Below are 14415 nucleotides of genomic sequence, written 5' to 3'. Positions count from 1 at the left end.
CAACAGCAGGCTGGTTGCCGCGCCATGACCGCTTTCCAAGACAAGCCCGTGAATGCCGACCTGCCCCGGCCTGACGCGGGCAGGGCCGGCGCGGCCCCCCAAGCCGTGATCTCTGCGGCAGGGGCAAAGGCGGCGGGGCAACCTGCCGGTCCGGCCGCCGCCGTGCAGCCGGTCAGGCCCGCCCCTGCGCAGCCGCCGCGCCCCGTGCCCGCGACGCCCCCCCGTCCGGCAGCGCCACAGCCGGCCCTCGACCTGCCGCCGGTCAGGCCCACCGCCGGCAACGCCCGCGTCAAGTCCCGGCACCGGGTGCTTGCGCTCAGCTTTCTGCTGGTCGTGGTGATTCCCGTCGCGATCACGGCCTGGTATCTGTTCGCGCGCGCGGCCGATCAGTACGCCTCTTACATGGGCTTCACGGTCCGGTCCGAATCCGGCCCGACCTCCAGCGAGCTGCTGGGGGGCCTGACCTCGCTGGTGGGCAGCAGCTCCAGCACCGGCAGCGATACCGACATTCTCTACAAGTTCATCCAGAGCCATGATCTGGTGCAGCGGATCGACGACCGGCTGGATCTCCGGGCCATCTGGTCGAAACCCGAAAACGATCCGCTCTTTGCCTATACCGGCAACGAATCCCTGGAGGATCTGCTGTCGGAATGGGAACGCAAGGTCCGCGTCTATTACGACGAGGGGATGATCGACCTGCGCGTTCTGGCCTTTGAACCCCGCGATGCCCAGGCCATCGCCCAAGCCATCTATGACGAGGGCACGGTCCTGGTCAACGAACTGAACGACATCGCCCGTGCCGATGCCCTGCGCTATTCCCGGCAGGAACTGGACGAATCGCTGGAACGCCTGCGGAGCGCCCGTCAGGCGATGACCCGGTTCCGCAACGAATATCAGCTAGTCGATCCCACCGCCGATGTCGCGGGACAGGTGACGGTGGTCAGCACCCTGCAAGCCCAGCTTGCCGAACAGCTTGTGGCGCTTGGCCTGTTGCGGGCCAATGCCCAGGACAACGACCCCCGGATCGCGCAGACCCAGTTGCGCGTGGACGTGATCCGCGAACAGATCGCGGCCGAGCGCCAGAAGTTCGGGTCAGAAACCGCAACCGGCGAGGCCCTGTCCGAGGTCGTGGGCCAGTACGAAAGCCTGATGGTCGATCGCGAATTCGCCGAACAATCCTATGTCGCGGCTCTGGCTGCCCACGAAACCGCCCGCGCCGAGGCGATGCGTCAAACCCGCTATCTTGCCGCCTATGTGAAACCGACGCTGGCCCAGGATTCGGAATTTCCGCAGCGGATGACGCTTTTGCCGATCATGGCCGGGTTTCTGCTGCTGATCTGGGTGGTGGGTGTGCTGACCTTCTACAGCCTGCGCGACCGGCGATGATCCGGCTGGAGAACCTGACCAAGATCTACAAGCTGAACGGTCGGCAGAAGGTGGTGGCCGACAACCTGAACGCCACCTTTCCCAGCGGGGTGTCGGTGGCGCTGCTGGGGCGGAACGGGGCGGGGAAATCCTCGCTGCTGCGGATGATCTCGGGGGCGATGCTGCCCACGTCGGGGGAAATCCTGTCCACCGGGACGATCAGTTGGCCGGTCGGCTTTGCCGGGTCCTTCAACGGCGAACTGACGGGCGAACAAAACTGCCGCTTCGTGGCCCGCGTCTATGGCATCGACAGCGACGAGATGCGCGACTTTGTCGAGGATTTCGCCGAACTGGGCCAGCATTTCTATCTGCCCTTCCGCACCTATTCCTCAGGGATGCGGGCGCGCCTTGCCTTTGGCGTATCCATGGCCGTGCCCTTCGACACCTATCTGGTGGACGAGGTGTCGGCGGTGGGCGATGCGGCGTTCCGCGCCAAATCGAACCATGTCTTCAATGCCCGCATGACCGCCGCCGGTGCGGTAGTGGTGTCCCACTCCATGCCGACATTGCGCGAAATCTGCCATGCGGGCGCCGTTCTGGAAAACGGCAAGCTCAGCTATTTCGACGATCTCGAGGATGCGATCCGCGTTCATACCGAGAACATGCGGCGGTTGTCGGCCTGATCCCCGGACCGATTGAAACAGCCCTGTGTCGTTGATCCAGGGGCTATGGCATATGCCCTGGGCCCGCTCTAAAAGGCGGGAAACGCGACTGGATAAGGCAGGTTCATGAAGATCATCGTTCTAGGCGGAGACGGTTTCTGCGGCTGGCCCACCGCCCTGCACCTGTCAGCGCGCGGTCATGACATCATCATCGTGGACAATCTGTCGCGCCGCAAGATCGACATCGAGCTTGAGGTCAGCAGCCTGACCCCCATCCGTCCCCTGGGCGAACGCGTCCGCGCCTGGCACGACCTGACCAACCACTCCATCCGGGTGGAAAACTTCACGGTGGGCAAGCATTATCACCGCCTGCTGACGCTGCTGCAGCAGGAACGGCCTGACGCGGTGATCCATTTCGCCGAACAGCGCGCCGCGCCCTATTCCATGAAATCAAGCTGGCACAAGCGTTACACCGTCAGCAACAACCTGAACGCCACCAACGACGTGTTGGCCGCCATCGTCGAAAGCGGACAGGACATCCATCTGGTCCATCTGGGCACCATGGGCGTCTATGGATACGGCACGGCGGGCATGAAGATCCCCGAAGGCTATCTGGACGTGATGGTGGAAACCGAAAACGGCCCGCACCGGCAGGAAATCCTGTATCCCGCCAATCCGGGGTCGATCTATCACATGACCAAGACCCAGGATCAGTTGTTCTTCTTCTATTATAACAAGAACGACGGGGTTCGCGTCACCGACCTCCACCAGGGCATCGTCTGGGGCACCCAGACAGAGGAAACCCGGATGGACGACCGGCTGATCAACCGCTTTGATTATGACGGGGATTACGGCACGGTGCTGAACCGCTTCCTGATGCAGGCGGCGATCGGCTATCCGCTGACCGTGCATGGCACGGGCGGCCAGACCCGCGCCTTCATCCATATCCAGGACACCTGCCGCTGCATCGAACTGGCCCTGATGAACCCGCCCGCCACGGGCGACCGCGTCAACATCCTGAACCAGATGACCGAAACGCACCGGGTTCGCGACCTGGCCCGGATGATCGCCGACCAGACCGGGGTCGAGGTCGCGTTCCTGAAGAACCCCCGCAACGAGGCGGACGAGAACGACCTCCACGTCGCCAACGACCGTTTCCTGGGCCTGGGGCTTGACCCGATCCGGCTGGCCGACGGCCTTTTGGCCGAGGTGCAGGAAATCGCCCGCAAATACGCCGACCGCTGCGACCGGGACAAGATCCCTTGCCTGTCGCAATGGCGGACGGCGTAAGCGGGTCCGATCAAGCCTGACTCAGGAATTCCAGCAGATCCTGGGTCAACTGATCGGCATGGGTTGCCGTCAGCCCATGCGGCGCGCCTTTGTATTCCCGAAGGGTCGCCTGCGGCAGCATGTCGGCCAGGCGCTGTGCCGTCGCCGCGATCGGCACGGTCTTGTCGCCGGTGCCGTGCACGATCAGCGTCGGAACCGTGATGCCGGACACATCGCCTGTGAAATCGGTCGTGCCGAAGGCGGTCACGCATTCCAGCGTGGCCCGGGGGCTGGCCGACATCGCCATTCCCAGGCTCCAGTCCAGGATCGGCTGGCTGACGCCGCTGACCATCCCTTGCCCATAGAAGGCCTTGAAGAAATCCGTCAGAAAGGCCGGGCGGTCCTTGCGCAGGCCATCCCGGATGCCGTCCAGGACATCCTGGGTGATACCGTCGGGATTGCCCGGTGATTTCAGCATTCCCGGCGCGACCGAACTGACGAATACGGCCTGCGACACGCCCGCGCCGTGGCGGGACATGTACCGCGCCACCTCGCCCCCGCCCATCGAAAAGCCGACCAGCGTGGCATCGGCAAGGTCCAGACCCTTGATGACGTCGGCCAGATCGTCGGCCAGCGTGTCATAGTCATAGCCGTCCCAGGGTTGTCCGGACCGGCCAAACCCCCGCCGGTCATAGCTGACAACGCGGTATCCTGCCTCGGCCAGTTTGACGGCCTGGTATTCCCAACTGTCTGAATTCAAGGGCCAGCCGTGGATCAGCACCACGGGACGGCCCAGCCCCCAATCCTTGACGTAAAGTTCGGTTCCGTCGCGCGTCGTGATCATCGGCATGTCTGGTTTCCTTGTTACACGACAAGGAAACGCCGCACCCTTGGACCGGGTTGCCCGTTCTACTGCACCCGCGCCCAGGTCTGGCTTTTACAGATCAGCCCGCCCGCGACGCAGCCCGACAGGCTCATCCGGTCACCCTGCACGCTGGCCTTGCCGTTGTAGATCCTGTCATTGGCGGGACGCCAGACCTTGCCCGCATAGCTGCCGCCACCCTGGGGGGCCATGTCGATGACGATCTGGCGACCCAGGTTCGGCGACTGGTATTCCGACCCGCCCTGAAAGGTCCTGCTGATGGTGCCGCAGAAGGCCCCGCCGCACGGGATGATGGCGACATGGGCGAACGATCCTTCGTCCGGCTGCGTCTGCCAGACGCCCTCGATCGGGTCGGCTGTGGCGGTGGTGCCGGCCCATGCAAGGGCGGCGGCGATGATGATGTGGCGCATGGTTCCCTCCTCAGGATGCGGACGGATGCTGGGCGGCGGCCCGAACTCTGGCAAGCGTGACGTGAGGTCGCGGTACGCCCTTCCGTTTCGTCCGGCCCCATGGCAAAGGAGGCACGATCCATCAGCCGGGGAAAGCCGCCATGATCCTTTATCCCGCCATCGACCTCAAGGATGGCAACTGCGTCCGTCTGCTGCGCGGGGACATGGAGGCGGCGACCGTGTTCGGCACCGACCCGGCGGCGCAGGCGCGTGCCTTTCAGGATGCCGGGGCGGAATGGCTGCATCTGGTGGATCTGAACGGCGCCTTTGCCGGCCACCCGGTCAATGCGGCGGCGGTTCAGGCGATCCTGGCGGCGATCGAGATTCCCGTCCAGCTTGGCGGCGGCATCCGCGACCTGGCCACCATCGAGGGCTGGCTGTCCCAAGGACTGTCCCGCGTGATCCTGGGAACGGTTGCGGTCGAGAACCCCGATCTGGTGCGGCAGGCGGCGGCGGCCTTTCCGGGCCGGATCGCGGTCGGCATCGACGCCCGCGCCGGTCGGGTCGCCACACGCGGCTGGGCGACCGAGACGAATGTGATGGCAACCGATCTGGCCCGCCTTTTCCAGGACGCGGGCGTGGCCGCGATCATCTATACCGACATCGACCGCGATGGCGCGATGGCCGGCCCAAATATCGCCGCGACCGAAGCCCTGGCCCGCGCGGTCTCCATTCCCGTGATCGCCTCTGGCGGGGTGTCGTCGCTGGACGATCTGCAGGCCCTTGCACAGACCCAGGTAATCGCGGGCGCGATTTCAGGCCGGGCGCTTTATGACGGGGCGATCGATCTTCGCCAAGCTTTGGCGCTGCTGAAGGACGCGGCCTAACCTCTGGCCCCATTAAGTCACTTCCCGGTCTGCCACCTCGCTGATTCACCGGCGGCACCAAGGGGGTGCCCCCATGACCGGAACGATCCTGCTTTCCGAAGCCCGGATGACGCGGGTGGATGACCGGCGGGTGATCGGCGGCATCATCCCTGTCATCCGCAACGGCCTGCGGTGGCGCGGCATGCCCGCAAGCTGCGGGCCGCACAAGACAATCTGCAACCGCCTCATCCGCTGGAGCGCGTCGGGCGCGTTCGGGCGCATCTTCGTCGTGCCTGCCAAGGGCGGCGATACCGGGGAAATCATGATCGGCGCCACCCACCTCAAGGCCCACCGGACGGCGGCCAGCCTGCTGAGAAAGGGGCTTTTTCCGGCATATCGGGCGCACCAAGGGCGGGGTGAACTCGAAACTGCACGCCGCCTGCGGCAACGAGGGCCTGCCCCGCGGCCTGTTTCTGACGGCAGGCCAGATCAGCGATCATACCGGTGCTGCCGCCCTGTTATGTCGCTGCCCCCGGCGAAGGCGCTGCTGGCCGGCAGGGGCCATGATGCCGACGGGCTCTGCGAAGCCTTGGCCGACCGCAACCTCGAGGTTTGCATCCCACCGAAATAAAACAGGAAAATCAAGCTCAAAGACTAGCGGCGCATCGCCACCCGCTACGACCGCTGCCCCCACACCTTCATATCCGCAATCGCCGATCAAGCTGCTGCTGCAGATCTGGCGCTGTCGAATGGGGCTGTCGTTCAGCGCTCCTGCCCCGCTGTCGCCGATGAAACGTCTGTACGATATCGTGTTCCGGGGTGCGCCTCAGATTAGCGTTCCGCCGGACCCGCTGCCTTTACGTCAGATTGTTGAAAGGCGGGGTTTGGCGCATCTTTGGCGTATCGAAGGTCCAACCTAGAACGCCGCCATGTTCAACCGCATCGCCACCGCCCTCCGCTCTGCGCGCCCTGTCGCCGCCCTGCCCTGCGTTGCCGGAAGCGAAACCTCCATGGCCCTGCGGACCGAGCTCGAGACCATCTTCCGGGCCGACATGGACAGCTTCACCCGCATCGCGCTGGACCACCGCGCCCGCAAGGCCGCCGCGTTGGCCGCCTGATCCCGGCGCATCGTGCATAGCAGCTTGCACAGGCAGGCATTTCCAGCGCGCCCCGCTTCGGGATAACCTGCCGCGAAAAGGCAGGATAGCGATGGACCCATTCACCGTCACCATTCCCCGACTGACAACGCAGAACCTGCTTCTGCGGGAATACCGCCAGTCGGATTTCGACGATTTTGCCGCCTTCTACGAAACCGAAAGATCATGCCTCATCGGCGGGCCGATGGCGCGCGAACTGGCATGGCGGGCCCTTGCCACGCATCTGGGCCACTGGGCGCTTCGCGGCTACGGCTTCTGGGCGGTGGAAGAACGCGCCACGGGCCGCTTTTGCGGCCATGTCGGCCTGTGGTTCCCCGAAGGCTGGATGGAACCCGAGGTGGGCTGGGTCCTGATGGGCTATGCCGAAGGGCGCGGCATCGCGCTGGAGGCGGCCCTTGCCGCCCGCGCCCATGCCTATGGCACGCTAGGTTGGAAAACCGCCGTCAGCATGATCGACCCGGCCAACGAACGCTCCATCCGTCTGGCGCGGCGGATGGATTGCACCTTTGAAGGAATGTTCCAGCACGTGCGGCTGGGACCGATGGAAATCTGGCGCCACCCGTCGCCCGCGTCATTGGCGGGGATCGGCGCGGGGGCGTGACAGGAAAGGAGTTGAAGATGACGAAAGCCGTTGCCGAAGGGATCGTGCATATCGACGACGACCGCTTCAAGGTCACCGAATGGCGCTTTCAGCCAGGGGCGGAAACGGGCTGGCATGTGCATGGGCATGATTATGTGATCGTGCCGCTGACGGACGGGACGCTTGGCCTCGACCTGCCGGGGGACGAGACGGCCACGGCGGCGCTGCGGCACGGCGTGCCCTATTCGCGGCGCGAAGGAGTGCATCACAACGTCACCAATGCAGGCCCCGCCCCCCTGGCCTTTCTGGAGGTGGAGACGGTCGCACACCACCTGTCGCAGCGCCGCCGCGAGACGCTGATGCGCTTCATGGCCGTGTGGAACGCCCGCAACGTGGACGGTCTGATGGATTGCATGGCGGATGACTGCGCCTTCCACGCCTCGGCCGGCCCGGATGCCGAGGGGCGGCGCTTTGTCGGGCGCGATGCTGTCCGCGCGTCTTACGCTGCGATACTCGACACCTTTCCGCAGGCGGCCTGGACCGCCGACAGCCATCATGCCGTAGGCGATACGGGGCTGTCGGAATGGCGCTTCGTCGGCACCGACCGCAACGGCAAGACGGTCGATGTACAGGGCTGCGACATCTTCCGTTTCGACGGCGACCGGATCTCGCTGAAGGACAGCTATCGCAAGAACAGGGGTTAAAGCTTGCGGTTGTAGCGGATGAAGGGCGTCACCTGCGCGATCCGGTCGTAAAGCCTGCGCGCGGTTTCGTTGAAATCCTGCGTCAGCCAATAGACGGCGGGCGTGCCGTTGGCATCGGCGGCGGCATAGACCGCCTCGATCAGTGCCCGCCCGACGCCCTGCCCGCGCACCGACGGATCGGCGTAAAGGTCCTGCAGATAGCAGACATTCTCGATCTTCCAGCAGTGGCGGTGGAACAGGTAATGCACCAGCCCCACAGGGCGGCCGTCGACTTCGGCTAGAAAGCAGTTGAAATTCTGCGGATCGTCGCCCGTCAGGCGGGCAAAGGTACCATCATAGACGGCCTGCGGGACCGAGGTCTGGTAGTATTCCAGATAGCCCGTCCACAGCCGGGCCCATTCGGCGCGGTCGGTGGCGGCAAGCAGGCGGATGGTGACAGCGGACATGGCTGACTCCGTCAAGGTTGGGTGGGGACGGGCAGGCCCAGGAAGCGGTGCATCGACCGGCCCAGATCCTCGGGCCGGTAGCCGCGCCCGATGAAGACGATCATGTTGTCGCTGCGCGCGTCGCCCTGTTCGGGCAGGATTTCGGGGGATTGCACGACCTTGCGCACGGTTTGCAACAAAAGCCGCCCGGCAGGCGTGCGTACGACACCCTTGACGCGGACCAGATCGTCGCCGCGCGCATACAGCAGCGCCGACAGCCACAGCGTGAAGGCGGACCAGTCCAGCCCTTCGGGGATGGCGACCTGCGTGGGCCGGATCGGGCCGCGCGCATCCTCGGGGCCGAGTGGCGGCAGGGTTGCTGGCGCGGCATCAGCGGGTAGCGGGGGCAGCGCCACGGCATCGCCCAGAACGGCGGCGGATACCGCGGCATGGCCGTTCAGCGTGGCCAGCGTCGCGCGCAGGGTGGCCAGTGCCGCGGGATCGGAGGCATCGGTCTTGGTCAGGATCATCCGGTCTGCCGCGCCCACCTGACGCCGCCCCAGCGGTTCGGTCGCCAGTTGCGCCAGCGCGTGCAGGGCATCGACCGCGACGGTGGTTTCATCGACGACGATGTGGTTGATCAGCACCGGATCGGACTGGATCGCCTGCACGATGGCGCCGGGATCGGCCAGACCGCTGGTTTCCAGCACAATGCGTTCCAGCCGCAGCGCATCGGCGGACAGGCGGCTGCGGGCATCGCACAGGTCGCGAAGCGCGGCGGTCAGGTCATCGCGCCCGACGCAGCAACAGCAGCCGCCCGACAGCAGTGTCATCCCCTCGGCCCCGGCCAGCAGGGCATCGTCGACGGGCACTTCGGCGGCTTCGTTCACCACGACATGCACGCGCGGCCCAAAGGCGCCGACATGCAGCTGGTGGCGCAGCCAAGTGGTCTTGCCCGATCCCAGATAGCCCCCAAGGATCGTCAGTCGAAGGCGGGTATCAGTCATCCAGATACTGTGGATCGAGCGGGTCGATGGGCCGTCCGGCCAGACGCTCCGCCTCGGCCCAGAGGTCATCGAGGGTGTGGACAATGGTCTGCGCGCCCGACAGGGTGCCGACCTGTATGCCGGGCACGACGCCGCCGTCATGGGCGGACAGGCCATAGGGTTTCAGCACGGAATTCAACAGGGCCGCGCGATGAAAGCGCGCGCGCAGTCTGTCACCCGGCGTGGCGGCGCCGGCTTCGGTCCAGTGGCCGGGGGCGGCGGGGTTTCCGCAGGCGTTACACATCGGTCAGGCCCTCGTCGGAATGACCGGGGGGCGCAGGGCCCCCCCGGCGTGTCGCGGTGTCAGATCACTTCGGGACGCTTGCCGCTGGCGAAGGGATAGCGCTTGCGGAAGTCGTTTGCGATGTCCTCGAACGTCGCCCATTCCACGCCCGAATGCGTCGAGATGTATTCGATAAGGCGTTCCAGCATCAGCAACACCTGCGGGCGGCCCGCCACATCCGGGTGGATGGTGAAGGCGAAGACCGCGTAGTCCATCTCGCGGTAGACCCAGTCGAACTGGTCGCGCCACAGCTCCTCGATGTCGCGAGGGTTCACGAAGCCGTGGCTGTTGGGCGACTTCTTAATGAACATCATGGGCGGCAGGTCGTCGACATACCAGTTGGCCGCGATATCGACGAGGTCGATTTCCGTGCCGTGCTTCAGGGGATGCATCCAGTCCTTGGCGGATTTGGAATAGTCGATGGTATTCCAGCTATCGCCCACGCGCGCGTAGAAGGGCTGGAAGTCGCGGTAGCCCTGCGAATGGTCATAGGTGAAGCCGTGTTTCAGCAGAAGCGCGGCGGTCGAATTCGACATTTCCCACCAGGGCGCCACATAGCCGCGCGGGGCCTGACCAGTCAGGTTCTTGATCAGTTCGATCGACTTGACGAGGACGTCTTCCTCTTGCGTCGGCGTCATGGCGATCGGGTTTTCGTGCAGGTAGCCGTGGGCGCCCACCTCGTGACCGTCCTTGACGATCATCTCCATCTCTTTTGGGAAGGTTTCCAGCGAGTGGCCGGGGATGAAGAACGAGGTCTTGAGGTCGTATTTCTTGAACAGGCGCAGGAGGCGCGGCACGCCCACCTCGGTCGCGAAGATGCCGCGCTGGATGTCCGACGGGCTGTCGCCGCCACCATAGGAACCGATCCAGCCCGCCACCGAGTCGATGTCGGTGCCGAAGGCGCACATAATCTTCTTTGCCATTCGTGTAGTCCTTCTGTTGCCTTTTGTGGTTGCGGCAGGGCTTCTCCTGTCGCGGGTTAAGTCGCGTCTCAGCCGCGGATCGCCGTCTCCAGCGCCAGTCCGGCGGAAAGTATGTGCCTGTCGCGGCCATGCGGGGCGCACATCATCAGCCCCGTGGGCATGCCGTCGCCATCCGCGCCGTTCGGCACGGAAAGCCCGCACCAGTCGAGGAAGTTGCCGAGCGCGGTGTTCCTGAGCGTGCGGAAGTTGTGGTGGAAGAAGACCTCCACATCCGCTTCGAGCGGGGCGATGGGCATGGCCACGCTGGGGGTGGTGGGGCAAATCAGGATCGCACCGGCCAGACGGTCGTTCACCTGTGCGATCAGGCGGCGGCGGTGTGTCTGGAGTTCCCACAGGTCGACGGCGGTCATGCGGTCGGCCATGCGGATGCGGCGCACGACGCGGGGATCGATCCGCGCCTCGTCAGGGGTATCGAGCCGGTCGCGATGGACCAGCTTTGCCTCGACCGAGGTCATGGGGCCGAGGCGGGCGATGATGTCAGACGTCTCGCGCAGTTCAGGCAGCGCGATGCGGCGGATGCGGGCGCCCGCCGCGGCAATGCGCGTCACGGTCGCGTCGAAGGCCGCAGCCACCGCGGGGTCGAGGTCGTCGAACATCACCACGTCGGGGATGACAAGGTCGAGCGATGCCGGATCGGCGGGGGTCGCGTCGGGGGCGCGCAGGCCGCGCAGGGCGGCATCGGCCAGAACGCAATCCGCGACCGTCGGCGCCAACGGGCCGAGCGTATCGAGCGTCGGGGACAGCGGGAAGACGCCGCCCATCGGGTAATGGCCCGTCGATGTCTTGTAGCCCACGACGCCGTTAAAGGCGGCGGGAATGCGGATCGACCCGCCCGTGTCGGTGCCGATGGACAGGGGCACGATGCACGCCGCAACCACCGCCCCGCTGCCCGACGATGACCCGCCGGGCGAACGGTGCACCGCCCCGTCACGGGGGTTGCGGGGCGTGCCGTAATGGGGGTTCAGACCGATGCCCGAATAAGCGAACTCGGTCATGTTCACGGTGCCGACCGACACCAGCCCCGCTCGCGCCCCGGCGGCGACCAGATCGGCATCCGCCGTGGCGGGGGCTGCGTCCCGCAGCACCTCGGACCCGGCGGTGGTGATGCTGCCTTTCAGATCGAACAGATCCTTCCACGCCAGCGGCACGCCGTCGAGCAGGCTGGCGGGCAGACCTGCGCGCAGCCTTTCGCGGGCGGCGCGGGCCTCGGCCTCGGCGCGGGGACGGGTCTTGCGGATGAAGAGCGCCGCATCTCCATGTGCGGCCATGCGGTCGAAGACCTCGGCCAGAAGGTCGAGGGGGTCGATACGACCGTCGCGCAGCCCCTGCGCGAGTTCGCTGGCGGTCTGGATCACCATGGTGGGCCTACTGGGCGATTAGCGTCGCATTGGCGGGATGCCATGCGACGACGGCGGCGCTGCCGGTCGACAGACTGTCGCGATACTTGTCAACATGGCCTTCGATTGACACCGCCTCACCGTTCGGCAGCACGAGACCGATCTGCAGGATATGGCCCACGAGTTGCAGCCGCGTGACGGTGCAGGGGACCATGTTGCTGCCGTGATTGGCACGGATCTCGGCCTCGGGCATGGTGGCGGGCAGGACGTGCATCGCTTCGGCTGGAAGGACGACCGAGGCGGGGCGGCCCGGCGCGGGCGCCACGGCGGGCATCTCGGCGGTCAGGGGGCCGAAGGCGGTGTCGACCGTCACGAGATCGGCCGAGACGGATTTGACATTGCCCGAAATCAGCGTGTTCGCCCCGATGAAGCGCGCGACGAAGATGCTTTGCGGCCGGGTGTAAAGCTCGCGCGGGGGGCTGATCTGTTCGACGCGGCCCGCGTTCATCACGACGATCCGGTCGGACAGGGCCAGCGCTTCGGACTGGGCATGGGTGACGAAGACGAAGGTGATGCCGAGATCGCGCTGCAGCAGTTTCAGTTCGTTCTGGATCGACTTGCGAAGGTTCGCATCCAGCGCGCCCAGGGGTTCGTCGAGAAGCAGGATGTCAGGTTCCACCACCAGCGATCGGGCCAGCGCGATGCGCTGCCGCTGGCCGCCGGAAAGGCGGGTCGGGCGGATGTCGGCCACGTCCGACAGGCCCAGCTTGTCAAGGATGCGGTCGACCTTGCGCTTCGCTTCGGCCTGCGGAAGCTGCTTGATCTCGAGCCCGAACATCACGTTCTGGCGCACCGTCATGTGCGGGAAGAGCGCGTAGTTCTGGAAGATCATCGAGGTGGGGCGCTTTTCCGGCTGCAGGTCGTTCACCCGCTTGCCGCGGATCAGCAGGTCGCCCGAGGTGATGGATTCAAAGCCTGCGATCATCCGCAGGGTCGTGGTCTTGCCGCAGCCCGACGGGCCGAGGAAGGCGATGAACTCTCCCTTGTCGACGTCAAGGTTGAAGTCGATCACGGCGGGGGTGCCGTTATCGTATACCTTGCCGATATGCGAAAGCTGCAGGTCATACGCCACTGGAGGGTCCTCGGTTATTCGGGTCTGTGGTGCGGTCGGGGCTGATGCCCCGGCCACGTTCTTGGACAGGTCAGGCCGACAGGAATTCGTCCCACTTCTGCATCAGCAGGTCGTATTCATCCGGCCACTGGTGCCAGTAGGCGACGTTGGCCGCACGGGTTGCGAGCGACCCGCCATCGCGCAGGTCGCCTTCCTTGATCCCGCGCTCTTCGGCGCCGACCCACGGCGCGCCCTCGTACCAGAAGGCGTACTTCTCAGGCGCCATGATGGCCTTCACCTTGTCGTTGGGCGAGTAGTAGCCCTGTTCCGACACCGCGACCGCCGGGGGACCCGACAGCCAGTAGTCGGCATAGGCTACGACCGCATCGAAGTTTGGCGAGGATTTGAGTGCCGACACGCCGATCGCCCAGCCGCGATAGCCGTTCTTCATCGTGGCGTAGGAGCACTGCACGCCCTGCGCCTTGACCGCCATGACGGCCGGCTGCCAGGCGTCGGCCAGGATCATCTCGCCCGAGGCCATCAGGTTGACGAGTTCGCCGAAGTCACCCCAGAGGGCGCGGAACTGCCCTTCCTTCTTCTTGGCGATCAGGAACTTCGCCGCTTCCTCGATGGCCGCCGCGTCAGGGTTGCCGGGGTTCGGCACCTCGAGCATGCCCATCTCGTTCATGGCCATGATGGCCTGACCGAAGGCGATGAGCGGGTCGACGTTGAGGCCGGTCTTGCCCTTGAACTTCGGATCGAAGAGCGAGGACCACATCGCCGCCTCTTCGGCGTCCACGAGGTCGGGCCGGAAGCCGATGGAGTCGAAGTTGTAGACCGTCGGCACCATGTTCAGCGCGGTCTGGCTTTCGTCGTTCCAGATCTGGCCGACGATCTGGGCACGCGGTTCCCACTTCTCGCTGGCCTTCAGGAAGGATTCGCCCACGCCCGTCCAGTTCTTTAGCGAGGCGGTCGGGATCGGCGCCACGAGGTCGGTCTGCACGATCGACGGCAGGCGTTCCGCGATGGTTTCCCAGCAATCATAGGCGGTGGAGCCCGACAGCAGTTCGGTCTGGGTGTTGGGGAAGATGTCGGCCTTGCCCGACACCGCCTTGACGCCCGAGGCGGCCTTGAAGTCGTTCAGGATGCGTTCCTGCACGGTGACCGACAGGCCCACGGTGCGCAGTTCCTGCTGCGACAGGTCGGCCGCGAAGGCCTGTTGCGCGCCGAGGAAGGGCATGCCCACCCCGGCGAGCACGACGGAACCTGCAGTTCCCTGCATGAACCGCCGCCGCGATAGCGACTGAGTATTCATTGGTCGTACCTCCTGTTTTATCGTCTGTTGGTTGACGTTT

16 protein-coding genes and 1 pseudogene are annotated in these 14415 nt (G+C 65.5%); 8 read left to right on the top strand and 9 right to left on the bottom strand.

Annotation, left to right across the window (positions count from 1 at the left end; genetic code table 11):
• Positions 1–24 precede the first annotated feature (24 nt).
• The 3 genes from EYE42_RS04915 (at position 25) to EYE42_RS04905 (ending at position 3317) form a co-directional block, all read left to right on the top strand.
• Positions 25–1386, top strand: a complete 1362-nt coding sequence (locus EYE42_RS04915) for a KpsE/RkpR family capsule polysaccharide export protein (RefSeq protein ID WP_246020582.1) — start codon at positions 25–27, stop codon at positions 1384–1386.
• Positions 1383–2048 carry an ABC transporter ATP-binding protein gene (locus tag EYE42_RS04910; RefSeq protein WP_130990188.1) on the top strand — a complete coding sequence of 222 codons (666 nt, stop codon included), beginning with the start codon at positions 1383–1385 and terminating at the stop codon, positions 2046–2048. Before EYE42_RS04915 ends, EYE42_RS04910 begins: the two co-directional genes overlap by 4 nt.
• Positions 2049–2153: 105 nt before the next feature.
• On the top strand, positions 2154–3317 hold the full coding sequence (locus tag EYE42_RS04905) for an NAD-dependent epimerase/dehydratase family protein (RefSeq protein WP_130990187.1): 1164 nt from the start codon (positions 2154–2156) through the stop codon (positions 3315–3317).
• Between the two features lie 10 nt (positions 3318–3327).
• On the opposite strand, the gene EYE42_RS04900 is transcribed toward EYE42_RS04905, so the two are convergent.
• Both EYE42_RS04900 and EYE42_RS04895 read right to left on the bottom strand, forming a co-directional pair.
• Positions 3328–4146 (bottom strand): alpha/beta fold hydrolase, encoded by an 819-nt coding sequence (locus EYE42_RS04900; protein ID WP_130990186.1) that lies wholly within the window; start codon positions 4144–4146, stop codon positions 3328–3330.
• Between the two features lie 59 nt (positions 4147–4205).
• Positions 4206–4589: a DUF2147 domain-containing protein gene (locus tag EYE42_RS04895; RefSeq protein ID WP_130990185.1), complete on the bottom strand. Its 384-nt coding sequence runs from the start codon at positions 4587–4589 to the stop codon at positions 4206–4208.
• A 140-nt stretch (positions 4590–4729) separates the two neighbouring features.
• Between EYE42_RS04895 and hisA the strand changes: the two genes are divergently transcribed.
• The 5 genes and pseudogenes from hisA to EYE42_RS16475 all read left to right on the top strand — a co-directional run bounded on the left by hisA (position 4730) and on the right by EYE42_RS16475 (position 7875).
• Positions 4730–5455 carry a 1-(5-phosphoribosyl)-5-[(5-phosphoribosylamino)methylideneamino]imidazole-4-carboxamide isomerase gene (gene hisA, locus EYE42_RS04890; RefSeq protein WP_130990184.1) on the top strand — a complete coding sequence of 242 codons (726 nt, stop codon included), beginning with the start codon at positions 4730–4732 and terminating at the stop codon, positions 5453–5455.
• A 73-nt stretch (positions 5456–5528) separates the two neighbouring features.
• Positions 5529–6089, top strand: a pseudogene (locus EYE42_RS04885) (IS5 family transposase); the annotation flags it as partial.
• A gap of 274 nt (positions 6090–6363) precedes the next feature.
• Positions 6364–6552: a hypothetical protein gene (locus EYE42_RS04880; protein ID WP_130990183.1), complete on the top strand. Its 189-nt coding sequence runs from the start codon at positions 6364–6366 to the stop codon at positions 6550–6552.
• 91 nt (positions 6553–6643) lie between these two features.
• The gene (locus EYE42_RS04875) at positions 6644–7192 is read left to right on the top strand and encodes a GNAT family N-acetyltransferase (RefSeq protein WP_130990182.1); all 549 of its coding nucleotides are present in this window, start codon (positions 6644–6646) and stop codon (positions 7190–7192) included.
• A 17-nt stretch (positions 7193–7209) separates the two neighbouring features.
• Positions 7210–7875, top strand: coding sequence for a nuclear transport factor 2 family protein (locus EYE42_RS16475; RefSeq protein WP_130990181.1), 666 nt, complete (start codon positions 7210–7212; stop codon positions 7873–7875).
• Here the strand turns inward: EYE42_RS16475 and EYE42_RS04865 are convergent.
• From EYE42_RS04865 to EYE42_RS04835, 7 genes are all read right to left on the bottom strand, one after another.
• Entirely contained in the window at positions 7872–8321 is a 450-nt protein-coding gene (locus tag EYE42_RS04865) for a GNAT family N-acetyltransferase (RefSeq protein ID WP_130990180.1), read from the bottom strand. The two genes, EYE42_RS16475 and EYE42_RS04865, sit on opposite strands and share 4 nt — an antisense overlap.
• An 11-nt stretch (positions 8322–8332) precedes the next feature.
• Positions 8333–9307, bottom strand: a complete 975-nt coding sequence (locus tag EYE42_RS04860) for a CobW family GTP-binding protein (protein WP_130990179.1) — start codon at positions 9305–9307, stop codon at positions 8333–8335.
• Entirely contained in the window at positions 9300–9590 is a 291-nt protein-coding gene (locus EYE42_RS04855) for a hypothetical protein (protein ID WP_130990178.1), read from the bottom strand. Before EYE42_RS04855 ends, EYE42_RS04860 begins: the two co-directional genes overlap by 8 nt.
• Positions 9591–9649: 59 nt before the next feature.
• On the bottom strand, positions 9650–10552 hold the full coding sequence (locus EYE42_RS04850) for a polysaccharide deacetylase family protein (protein WP_130990177.1): 903 nt from the start codon (positions 10550–10552) through the stop codon (positions 9650–9652).
• Positions 10553–10620: 68 nt separating this feature from the next.
• Positions 10621–11970: an amidase gene (locus EYE42_RS04845; RefSeq protein WP_130990176.1), complete on the bottom strand. Its 1350-nt coding sequence runs from the start codon at positions 11968–11970 to the stop codon at positions 10621–10623.
• A 7-nt stretch (positions 11971–11977) separates the two neighbouring features.
• Complete coding sequence (locus tag EYE42_RS04840) at positions 11978–13081, bottom strand: ABC transporter ATP-binding protein (RefSeq protein WP_130990175.1); 1104 nt, start codon at positions 13079–13081, stop codon at positions 11978–11980.
• A 70-nt stretch (positions 13082–13151) separates the two neighbouring features.
• Positions 13152–14375, bottom strand: a complete 1224-nt coding sequence (locus EYE42_RS04835) for an ABC transporter substrate-binding protein (protein WP_130990174.1) — start codon at positions 14373–14375, stop codon at positions 13152–13154.
• Positions 14376–14415: the final 40 nt, after the last annotated feature.

The organism is Paracoccus subflavus, assembly GCF_004310345.1.
GTDB lineage: Bacteria > Pseudomonadota > Alphaproteobacteria > Rhodobacterales > Rhodobacteraceae > Paracoccus > Paracoccus subflavus.
This window is presented reverse-complemented; position numbering and strand designations above follow the sequence as displayed.